Source organism: Cobetia sp., assembly GCF_983723665.1.
On record NZ_CFDJES010000143.1, the window covers coordinates 5,610 to 6,832 of the forward strand.

Genomic DNA, 1,223 nt, shown 5'->3' on the forward strand with positions numbered 1-1,223 from the left:
CCGCTCAGCTTGAGCACGAAGATGCCTGCCGTGATGGTGATGCCCGCCATCAGGGTGCTGATGGCGATGATGTTGGCGGCCAGGCGGTCATTGCCGCCCATCGCCCGCACCATCACGAAGCTTGCCGCCGCCGTCGGTGAGGCGAAGAACAGGAACAGCACTCCGAGTTCGGTGCCGCGGAAGCCCAGCAGCACGGCGACGGTGGTCGCCAGCAGCGGCACGCTGATCATCTTCATAAGGCTGGCACTGAGGGCCAGCTTGCGGCCTTCACGCAGCGAGCGCATCGACAGGGTGCCGCCGATGCAGATCAATGCCAGCGGCAGCGTCATGCGCGCGAAGTAGTCGCCGGAGGTCTCCAGCCACTCGGGCAGCTGCCAGCTGAATGCCGCGAAGGGCAGGGCGGCCAGCACGCCGAGAATCAACGGGTTGGTGATGATGCCGCGCGCGATGCCACTCCAGCTGGTGCGGCCATCGCCGAGATAGCTCGACAGCACCACCACCGACAGCATGTTGTAGGACAGGATGACGACGCCCATCAGGATGCCGCCCATCGAGAGGCCGAGATCGCCATAGAGATTGGCGGCCAGTGCCAGCCCGACGATGGCGCAGTTGCCGCGAAACGAGCCCTGGACCACCTCGCCGCGTTCCTTTCTCGGCACGCGCAGGATCGCCCAGCCCCACAGCAGCAGGAAGGTGCCCAGTGTCGCCAGCGCGAAATAGGTCAGCATGCCCGGGCGCAGGGCGTGATCCAGGTCCGCGCGCACGATGGAGAGGAAGACCAGCGCCGGCATGGTGCCCTTGAACACCAGTGATGAGGCGGTGCCGATGAAGGTGTCATCGATCCAGCCGAGGCGTTTGAGGCCCAGGCCCAGAAATACCATCGCGAAGACCGGAACGGTGACGTTCAGGGTCGCGACGAACAGCGCCAGCATGTCGTTCATGAAGTAGTCTCGCTCATTTCCGCCCTTGTCCTGTGAGTGTTGCGGTCTGTCTGGTGAGGCTTTTGGTCAGCGTCTGACGAGCGTTGCGCGACCGCCCATCGTGAACTGCCGCGGCGGCCTGGCTCAGGCCAGCCAGAAGCCCGTGATCAAGGCCGCTGCCAGCAAGGCCCAGAACAGGCCGTTGCGCAGGCGGGTATCGCGACGCGGCCTGGAAGACGGCGAGGAAGTAGCGGACTGCTTGTCATGCTTGGGCATCGAGGGGTCCTGTCCAGCAAGGTGAAA

Annotated in this window: 1 protein-coding gene; it reads right to left on the reverse strand. The window is 64.8% G+C overall.

From position 1 onward, the window contains the following. A partial coding sequence (locus AC4FAH_RS12355; RefSeq protein ID WP_490246115.1) for an AEC family transporter occupies positions 1-941 on the reverse strand: 941 nt, incomplete at its 3' end. Positions 942-1,223: the final 282 nt, after the last annotated feature.